Origin of the sequence: Chromobacterium fluminis, from assembly GCF_011602385.1 — a bacterium.
Classification (GTDB): Bacteria; Pseudomonadota; Gammaproteobacteria; order Burkholderiales; family Chromobacteriaceae; genus Chromobacterium; species Chromobacterium fluminis.
In genome coordinates this window covers 39,652-48,630 of sequence record NZ_JAAOMA010000037.1, presented here as the reverse complement: position 1 = coordinate 48,630, position 8,979 = coordinate 39,652, and the positions used below count along the sequence as shown (strand labels likewise).

The following is an 8,979-nucleotide window of genomic DNA, read 5'->3' as shown; positions in this document are numbered from 1 at the left end:
GCGCCGGCGGCGTTCTGGCCCCAGAACCTCGATGGAGGATTTGTTAGTGTGAGTCATAAACACAGTCGTATGCCTATCCCTTAGTTTAAGGGGGAAACGGTGTCCTGTGTTTCAGGGGGCTCGTCCAGTGGGTAACTTGGCCCCATTGCTCTTGTCTGTGGATAAGCCTAGCTCCCTAAAAGAAAACATGTATCCGACGCGCCCCAGGTCCCTTCAAGCCTGCCGACGGGTGGCAGGCCCGAGGTCTTAAGCGGCTGCATGTTCGAGCAGCGCGACGTTAGCGCACTGCGAGTTCAGCCGCGCCTCGGGCCTGACAGGCCCCGGCGGGAAGCCGTAGGCCAGGTTTGCAGGGCGGCCTTTGGGGTGAAGGGGAATTTGGCCGAGCAAATTCCCCTTCCTGCCTGCCGGGCAGCCCCGGCAATCAAATCCATCATCCGCGTAGCGGAGTCAAAACCCTCATTTCACCTACAAATGGCTTACCTCTCCTAACAGGTTCCGGAAGGAAGCCCCCGCCCCCACAACAAATGCAAAAAGGGCGAAAACCCCAACCGAGGTTTCCGCCCTGCAAGCACATCAGCGTCCGCAAATCCTAGAAACTAGGACCCCGCCCCCTGCCGCGCCGGCACCCCGGCCGCCTCCGCAGCCGCGCCGCCGGCCAAACGCCGCAACGACCCAAAAGCCCCGCACATCGCCAGGCTGGCCGCCGCGGCCGCCGCGCCGAACCAGCCCACCGCCGTCAACGGCGCCAAGGCCCGCGCCAACGCGCCCAGGCCCAAAGCGCCCAGGCCGTCGCCCACCACATCCTGCGCGTTCCACAGGCTGTTCACCCGGCCCAGCAAATGGTCCGGCGTATTGCCCTGCACCAAGGTGAATTGCAACAAGGACGCGATGGAACCGAAATACCCCAGCAAGGCCAAGGCCAGCAGGCCGTAAGCCAGATGATGGACCAGGCCCAGGGACGCGATGCTCAGCGACGAAGCCAGCACGCAGCTCAACATCACCGCGCCGGGACGGCTCAAACCGCCCACCCAGCCGCTGGTGAACGCGCCTATCATCGCGCCCAGCGGCACCGCCGAATACATCAGGCCCACTTCGAAAGCGCCGCCGCCGTAACCGTCCTCCGCCAGCGAGGGATACAACACCCGCACCGCGCTGAGCAAGGTTTGCAGCGTGCCCACCGCCACCACCGCGCCCACCACCTTGTTCTGCCACAGGAACTGGAAGCCCTCCAGCAAGGAACGCAACGGATGCGCCGGCTCCCCGCCCTGCGGCTTCAAGGACGGCAAACGCGTCAACGGGATCAAGGTGGCCAAGGTGCCGACACCGGCCAACAGATAGTTCCAGTTCACCCCGGCGGCGGCGATGATCAGCCCCCCAAGCAGAGGCGACAGCACGCCGCCTATGCGCATGGTTAGCATGCTCAGCGCGCCGGCGGCCGGCAGGTTGTCACGGCCAACCAGCACCGGGATGGACGCCATCAGCGAGGTGATGCCGATACCGCTGAAAAAACCGTCCCAGGCCGACACCACGTAGAGCGCCAGCACCGAGGGATGGGTCATGAAGCCGTTGAGCGCCAGCGCCAGAAAGCCCAGACCGCACAGCGAGCGGCCCAGCAGGATCAGCCGGCGTCGGTCCATGCGGTCCGCCAACACGCCGCCGCACATCAGGCCGGCGAACATGCCGACGCCGTCCAGCGCCATCGCCGCGCCCACTTGCAGCGTAGAGCCGGTGAGCTGATGGATTTGCACCGGCACCGCCACCATCAGGATGCCGAAGGCGAACACCGAGATCATGCGGGCGATGAAGATGGAGCGGAAATGCGGGTTGAGCCTGAGCAGGCTGAAATCGACGAAGATGGGCGACTTTTTCATGACAGGTTTTTTTGATCTCGACAGAGGTGGAGGCCGCGCGACAGGCGCCGGCGCGGCCGGCAAGAGGGTGTGCCGTTATGGATGCCGCATGGTAACATCAGAAGTCTGTATTAGGAATCATTTGCATTTGATCATGTCAATCAGCCTCAGCCACGGCTGACGCTGAGCGCCGGCCAGCGACGCCGCCAACCCCGGCATCCCGGCCAATCCATTCAACTACGCGCCGCACCTGACGGTAAACCTGGGCTTCAAGCAACGGCGGGATCACGGCTTGTTTGTCGGCGGCGGCCTGAACCGGGCGGGCCGTTGCTACCCCGACATCACCAACGAGCGCAGCCGCACCGCCGGTCTGACCATGAATCACCCCTTCTAATGAGTCCCTCTTGATAGCCCTTTTGCCCGTCGGCTCGCGTCGCGGGCTTTTTCTGCCTGGCGCGCGGGCCCGCCCCGCAAGGTTTTGAATAGGCGTCTCACACCATGCGGCGCCCCAGGTCGCGCAGCACCTCGCGCGCCGCGTTGTGGCCCGGAGCGCCGGTGACGCCGCCGCCGGGATGAGCGCCGGCGCCGCAGGTGTACAAGCCGGGAATGGGGCCGCGGTAGTCGGCGTGGCCCAGCATGGGCCGCGCCGAGAACAGCTGATCCAGGCCCAGGGCGCCGTGGAAGATGTCGCCGCCCACCAGGCCGAAGGTGCGCTCCAGGTCCAGCGGGCTCATGATCTGCCGCCCCAGCACCGCGGCCTTGAAATTGGGCGCGTAGCGGGTGACGGTGTCTATCATCAGGTCCGCCACTTCCTCGCGGTGATCATCCCAACTGGCGCCGTCCGGCAATTGCGGCGCCACGTGCTGGCAAAACAGGCTGGCCACATGCTGGCCCGGCGGCGCCAGCGACGGGTCCAGCGTCGACGGAATCAGCACTTCCACGATGGGCCGGCCGGACCAGCCGCGCTCGCGCGCGTCGTGATGAGCGCGCTCCATATAAGCCAGGCTGGGCGCGATGATGATGCCGCTGCCGTGATGTTCCGCCTGCGTCTTGCCCGGCAAACAGCTGAAATCCGGCAGCTCGGACAGAGCCACGTTCATGCGGAAAGTGCCGGAGCCGCAACGCCAGCTTTGCATCCGGCGCAGAAAATCCGCCGGCAGCGCCGCCGGGTCCAGCAGCTGGGTGTAAAGCAGCCGCGGATTGAGATTGGACACCACCACCCGCGCGTCCAGCCGTTCGCCGCGCTCCGTCACCACGCCCACCGCCCGGCCCTTGTCCAGCAGCACCTCGCGCACCGCGCTGTCGGTACGAATCTCCGCGCCGCGCTCGCGCGCCGAGCGGGCCATGGCCTGGGTGATGGCGCCCATGCCGCCCAGCGCGTGGCCCCACGCGCCTTTGCGGCCGTTGACCTCGCCGAACACATGATGCAGCAAGACATAGGCCGAGCCCGGCGCGTACGGGCTGGCGTAGTTGCCCACCACGCTGTCGAAGCCGTAGACCGCCTTGATCGGATCGCTGTCGAACCAGCCGTCCAGATAATCGCCGGCGGACTTGGTGAACAGGTCCAGCAACTCGCGCTGCTGCGCCAGTTCCAGCTTGCCCAGCCTCCGCCCCAGCCGGCCGGCCTTGAGCAGCTCCGGCAAGGCGTTCAGCCAGCCGCCCGCCACCGCGTTGGGCGGCGTTTGCAACACCAGCTCGCGCAGCAGTTCGGCGGCGGCGTCCAGGTGCCGCGCGTAATCGTCCAGCCTGTCGGCGTCGCGGCGCGAGAAGCGCGCCACCTCGGCGGCGGTGCGGCCCGGCCCCACTTTCAGATAGCCGCCGTCGTCCAGCGGCAGAAAGTTGGACAAGGGCCGCTCCACCACTTTCAGGCCGTGGCGCGCCAGCTCCATGTCGCGGCTCACCTTGGGGTTGAGCAGCGACACGGTATAGGCGGCCACCGAATTGCGAAAACCGGGGAGAAACTCCTCGGTCACCGCCGCGCCGCCCACCACGCCGCGCCGTTCCAGCACCGTCACCTTCAGCCCGGCCCGCGCCAGGTAATGGGCGCACACCAGGCCATTGTGGCCGCCGCCCACGATGATCGCATCCCGCATCGCTCCGCTCCTCGTCTCAGGGGAAGCCTCATTCTCGAATCAAGTTCGGCAAATTGCAGCGCGCATAGCGACGAACTGTCGGATATTATTGATCGCATTGACGAAAAGTCCGGCATAGCGCCAAATCGCCCACCCCGCACGGAGCCGCCATGGACGCCACCGATCAGCAATTGCTCGCGCTGCTGCGCGAAAACGCCCGCGCGCCCACCGCGGAATTGGCGCGCCGGCTGGGCCTGTCCCGCACCACGGTGCAAAGCCGCATAGAGCGACTGGAACGCGGCGGCGTGATTTTGGGCTACAGCGTGCGCACCAGCGCCGCCCACGACGCCGCCCAAGTGCGCGCGCTGGTGATGATCAGCGCCGCGCCGCGCTTGAGCCCGTCGATAGAAAGCGCCTTGCGCCGGCTGCCCCAGGTCCGCACCCTGCACTCGGTCAGCGGCGTCCACGATTTCATCGCCGGCGTGGAAGCCCCCGGCGTGGCCGAGCTGGACGGGCTGGTGGACCGCATCGGCGCGCTGGACGGCGTGGAACGCACCAGCACCGCCATCCTGATGACCACGCGGATAGACCGCTGAATCGACCAGTGCGGTCAAGGCGTGAAACGGCCTCGACATTGCCGTTCTCAATCCAGCGCCGTCTCCCCTGCACGCCGCCAAGCCCCACGCCAGCAAAACGCACAGCAAGCGCGCGCGCCGGCCGCGGCCCAGCGTCTTAAGCATGCGCCGGCGCCAGACATTCGGCAGCCGGTCCAGGCCGAGGTTCCAGCCCGCCGCTTGCTTGATTTGCATCGCTCATCATCAAACCTCTTTCGTTCATCCGGCGCGCAAACACGCCAGGCCTCGCGGAGAGCACGCGAGGGCAAGCTCGCCTTCACGTGAAAGTTGATGACTGTATTACATAAATTAATTGCTGTTAAACAATAATAAATTGTTGTTGCTCATGTATCCAATGCGCAACACATCTCCAATCCGTCTAAAAGCCGCGCCCAGCCTGGGCTGCGGCTCACGACGCCCCCACACAGCGGCAAGCCCAAGGTGTGTGCTAACCGCAACCTTGCGCAAATCAAACTTGCACAGCAAAAAATTATCGTTTTACAATAACAAATAATTGTTTAGCGATACTTTCTCGACACCATTTTTCATCGTCTTTCCAACCAACCGCTAAGGAACCCTCATGAACTCCACACGATTGAGCCGCTATTGCGCCGCCATGGCCTACATCACCGTCTTGGGCATAGGCGCCATGCTGCTGTTCAATATCTTGTTCTGGCTCTTTCCCAAGTCCATTATCGACGCCGGCTTGACCATCTCCGTGGACACCGTCAGAGGGTTTTACGGCTCAAGCGAATTCGATCTCCCGAGCCTGCCGCTGTGGCAACGCGCCGGCGGCGCAGTCCTTTCTTGCGTCCCCCTGCTGATCCTGGCCCAAGGCCTGAACGCCTTGCGTCGCCTGTTCAAGCTTTATGCCCAAGCGGAATATTTCACGGAGCGCTCCGCCGCGCTGTTGTCCAAAGTGGGTTCCAGAGTCGCGCTTTGGGTGTTGGCGGACCTCGTCTCCCAGCCGCTGATCAGCGCCTGGCTGACCATGATGCGGCCGGAGGGGCAGCGGCTGATCGCCGTCAGCTTCCACGCCGAAAACCTGGAAAGCCTGTTCATCGCCGCCGTGGTCATGATCATTGCGCGCATTCAACGAGAAGGCATTACGTTGGCGTGCGAAAATAAGCAATTCATCTGAAAGCGACACATGCCCATCAAAATTCATCTGGACATGCTGCTCGTCCAGCGCAAGGTCAAATCCAAGGACCTGGCCCAGGCCATCGGCATCACCGAACAAAATCTGTCGCTGCTGAAACAAGGCAAGGTCAAGGGCTTCCGGCTCTCCACCCTGGAGGCGATCTGCCTGTATCTGGACTGCCAGCCGGGCGACTTGCTGCAACTGGTGCCGGCTGAGCCGGACGCGGTCGACGACGGCGAGTAAGCCGGCTTAACCATGTCCCAAGCCGTTCACACCGATGCCGCCCGCCAGGCCGGGCCCTTGCTCTTGCGCCGCTTCGACACCCCGCTCGGCGCCATGGTCGCCTGCGCCAGCGAGCTGGGACTGTGCCTGCTGGAATTCACCGATCGGCCTATCGTGAACGCGGAACTGGCGGCGCTGCGCCGTCTGCTGTCCGCCGAAATCGCCGAGGGCGACAGCCCGCTGCTGCGCCAGGGCGAACGCGAGATCGGCGAATACTTCGCCGGCTCGCGCCGCCGCTTCGAAGTGGCGCTGCATCTGCCCGGCACCGCCTTCCAGCAGGCGGTCTGGCAACTGCTGCTGAGCGTGCCCTACGGCCTCACCCGCAGCTACCAGGAACAAGCCGCAAGGCTAGGCCGCCCGCAATCCGTCCGCGCCGTGGCCGCCGCCAACGGCGCCAACCGCCTCTCCGTCATCGTCCCTTGCCACCGGGTGCTGGGCAAAGACGGCGCGCTCACCGGCTACGGCGGCGGGCTGGCGCGCAAGGCTTGGCTCCTGGCGCACGAGCGCGAGCGCGCCCTCTAACCATCCGCCCACGCCTTGCAAACCCTTAGAACCTGTTCAAGGTCCACTGTGCTTCCGCGGGATTCGTTAAAACCGCTTCTTAATTCCCAAAGCCAGGAACTATGCGGCGCGCCTAATGAACTAACTATCGCCAAAGCATGATTGATTGACGGAAGCCATAGGACTGATTGAAATTGCTCAATGGCTTCCAGCGGCAAGCTTCACTAAGCTGATCCCAGCAAGTCATTGAACCCCTTGACCTAAGGAGTCTGTCATGAGTAGCCCGTCCAAGTGCCCATTCCACCAAACCGCCGGCAATCCCGCTGTCGTGAACGCCCAATCCAACCGCGACTGGTGGCCCAACCAGCTCAATCTCAACATCCTGCATCAACACGCGCCAGCTTCCAATCCGCTGGAGCCGGACTTCGATTACCCCGCCGCCTTCCAAGAGCTGGACTACGCCGCGCTGAAAAACGACCTTAAAGCGCTGATGACCACCTCTCAGGACTGGTGGCCGGCGGACTGGGGCCATTACGGCGGCCTGTTCATCCGCATGGCCTGGCACGACGCCGGCACCTACCGCACCGCCGACGGCCGCGGCGGCGCGGGCACCGGCAACCAGCGCTTCGCTCCGCTCAACAGCTGGCCGGACAACGGCAACCTGGATAAAGCGCGCCGTCTGCTGTGGCCGATCAAGCAAAAGTACGGCAAGCAGATCTCCTGGGCAGACCTGATGATCCTGGCCGGCAACGTGGCGCTGGAGTCCATGGGCTTTAAAACCTTTGGTTTCGGCGGCGGCCGTCAGGACATCTGGCAGCCGGAAGAAGACGTCTACTGGGGCGCGGAAACCAAATGGCTGGCCACCAGCGCCGAAGCCAACAGCCGCTACTCCGGCGACCGCCAGCTGGACAATCCGCTGGCCGCGGTGCAGATGGGCCTGATCTACGTGAACCCGGAAGGCCCGGACGGCAATCCGGACCCGCTGGCCTCCGGCCGCGACGTGCGCGAAACCTTCGCCCGCATGGCGATGAACGATGAAGAAACCGTGGCCCTGGTGGCCGGCGGCCATACCTTCGGCAAAGCTCACGGCGCGGGCGATCCGGCGCTGGTGGGCCCGGAACCGGAAGCCGCGCCGCTGGAGGCGCAAGGCCTGGGCTGGATCAACCGCTTTGGCGACGGCAAGGGCGAATACACCACCACCAGCGGCATCGAGGGCGCGTGGAAACCCAACCCGACGCAATGGGACAACGGCTATTTCGACACGCTGTTCGGCTACGACTGGGAACTGACCAAGAGTCCGGCCGGCGCCCACCAGTGGGTGGCCAAGAACGTCAAGCCGGAACACCTGATCCCGGATGCTCACAACCCGGCGAAAAAACACCCGCCGATGATGACCACCGCCGATCTGTCTCTGCGCTTCGACCCGATCTACGAGCCCATCGCCCGCCGTTTCCATCAAAACCCGGCCGCTTTCGCCGACGCCTTCGCCCGCGCCTGGTTCAAGCTGACCCACCGCGACATGGGCCCCAAGACCCGTTACCTGGGGCCGGAAGTGCCGGCCGAGGATTTGATCTGGCAAGACCCGGTGCCGGCGGCCTGTCAACCGCAGATCAACGGCGCCGACATCGCCGCGCTCAAGGCCAAAGTGTTGGCCTCCGGCCTGTCCGTCAGCGAACTGGTCTCCACCGCCTGGGCCTCCGCCTCCAGCTTCCGCGGCTCGGACAACCGCGGCGGCGCCAACGGCGCCCGCATCCGCCTGGCTCCGCAAAAAGACTGGGCGGTGAACCAGCCGGCGCAACTGGCCCGCGTGCTGAAAGCGCTGGAAGCCATTCGCCAGGACTTCAACGCCGCGCAGAGCGGCGGCAAGCAAGTATCGCTGGCCGACTTGATCGTGCTGGCCGGCGGCGCGGCGGTGGAAGCCGCCGCCCAAGCCGGCGGCCACAAGGTCAGCGTGCCGTTTGCGCCGGGCCGGACCGACGCCAGCCAGGAACAGACCGATGTGGAGTCCTTCAGCGTGCTGGAGCCGCAGGCGGACGGTTTCCGCAACTATCAGAAGCAAGCCTACTCTTTGCCGGCGGAAGCGCTGCTGGTGGACAAGGCGCAGCTGCTGACGCTGAGCGCGCCGGAAATGACGGTGCTGGTGGGCGGCCTGCGCGTGCTGGGCGCTAACGTCGACAATGCGCCTCACGGCGTGTTCACCACCCGTCCAGGCGTATTGAGCAACGACTTCTTCGTCAACCTGCTGGACATGGGCGTGGCCTGGCAGCCCGCCTCCAGCGCGGGCGAGTTGTACGAAGGCCGCGACCGCAAAACCGGCCAGCTCAAGTGGACCGGCAGCCGCGTTGACTTGGTGTTCGGCTCCAACTCGCAGCTGCGGGCGCTGGCCGAGGTCTACGCTCAAAACGATGCGCAGCCGAAGTTTGTCCGCGACTTCGTCGCCGCCTGGAACAAGGTGATGAACCTGGACCGTTTCGATCTGAAATAAGCGCGGTTCGCATTCGGCAAGCAAAGCGCGGTCC

The 8,979-nt window shown here is 64.8% G+C and carries 7 protein-coding genes; 5 read left to right on the top strand and 2 right to left on the bottom strand.

The window, feature by feature from the left end; genetic code table 11:
• Nucleotides 1-596: 596 nt before the first annotated feature.
• Both entS and HA052_RS20655 read right to left on the bottom strand, forming a co-directional pair.
• A complete protein-coding gene (gene entS / locus HA052_RS20660) occupies nt 597-1,871 on the bottom strand; it encodes an enterobactin transporter EntS (RefSeq protein WP_166453381.1) in 1,275 nt (424 codons plus the stop codon).
• Between the two features lie 470 nt (nt 1,872-2,341).
• Nucleotides 2,342-3,943, bottom strand: coding sequence for a phytoene desaturase family protein (locus HA052_RS20655; protein WP_166453380.1), 1,602 nt, complete (start codon nt 3,941-3,943; stop codon nt 2,342-2,344).
• A gap of 149 nt (nt 3,944-4,092) precedes the next feature.
• Between HA052_RS20655 and HA052_RS20650 the strand changes: the two genes are divergently transcribed.
• The 5 genes from HA052_RS20650 (at nt 4,093) to katG (ending at nt 8,945) form a co-directional block, all read left to right on the top strand.
• A complete protein-coding gene (locus HA052_RS20650; RefSeq protein WP_166453379.1) occupies nt 4,093-4,518 on the top strand; it encodes an Lrp/AsnC family transcriptional regulator in 426 nt (141 codons plus the stop codon).
• A 598-nt stretch (nt 4,519-5,116) separates the two neighbouring features.
• Nucleotides 5,117-5,677, top strand: coding sequence for a DUF2975 domain-containing protein (locus tag HA052_RS20645; protein ID WP_141111338.1), 561 nt, complete (start codon nt 5,117-5,119; stop codon nt 5,675-5,677).
• A gap of 9 nt (nt 5,678-5,686) precedes the next feature.
• Nucleotides 5,687-5,920 (top strand): helix-turn-helix domain-containing protein, encoded by a 234-nt coding sequence (locus HA052_RS20640; RefSeq protein WP_019100941.1) that lies wholly within the window; start codon nt 5,687-5,689, stop codon nt 5,918-5,920.
• Nucleotides 5,921-5,932: 12 nt separating this feature from the next.
• Nucleotides 5,933-6,481 (top strand): methylated-DNA--[protein]-cysteine S-methyltransferase, encoded by a 549-nt coding sequence (locus tag HA052_RS20635; RefSeq protein ID WP_166453378.1) that lies wholly within the window; start codon nt 5,933-5,935, stop codon nt 6,479-6,481.
• A gap of 253 nt (nt 6,482-6,734) precedes the next feature.
• Entirely contained in the window at nt 6,735-8,945 is a 2,211-nt protein-coding gene (gene katG / locus HA052_RS20630; RefSeq protein ID WP_166453377.1) for a catalase/peroxidase HPI, read from the top strand.
• The last annotated feature ends 34 nt before the right edge of the window (nt 8,946-8,979 follow it).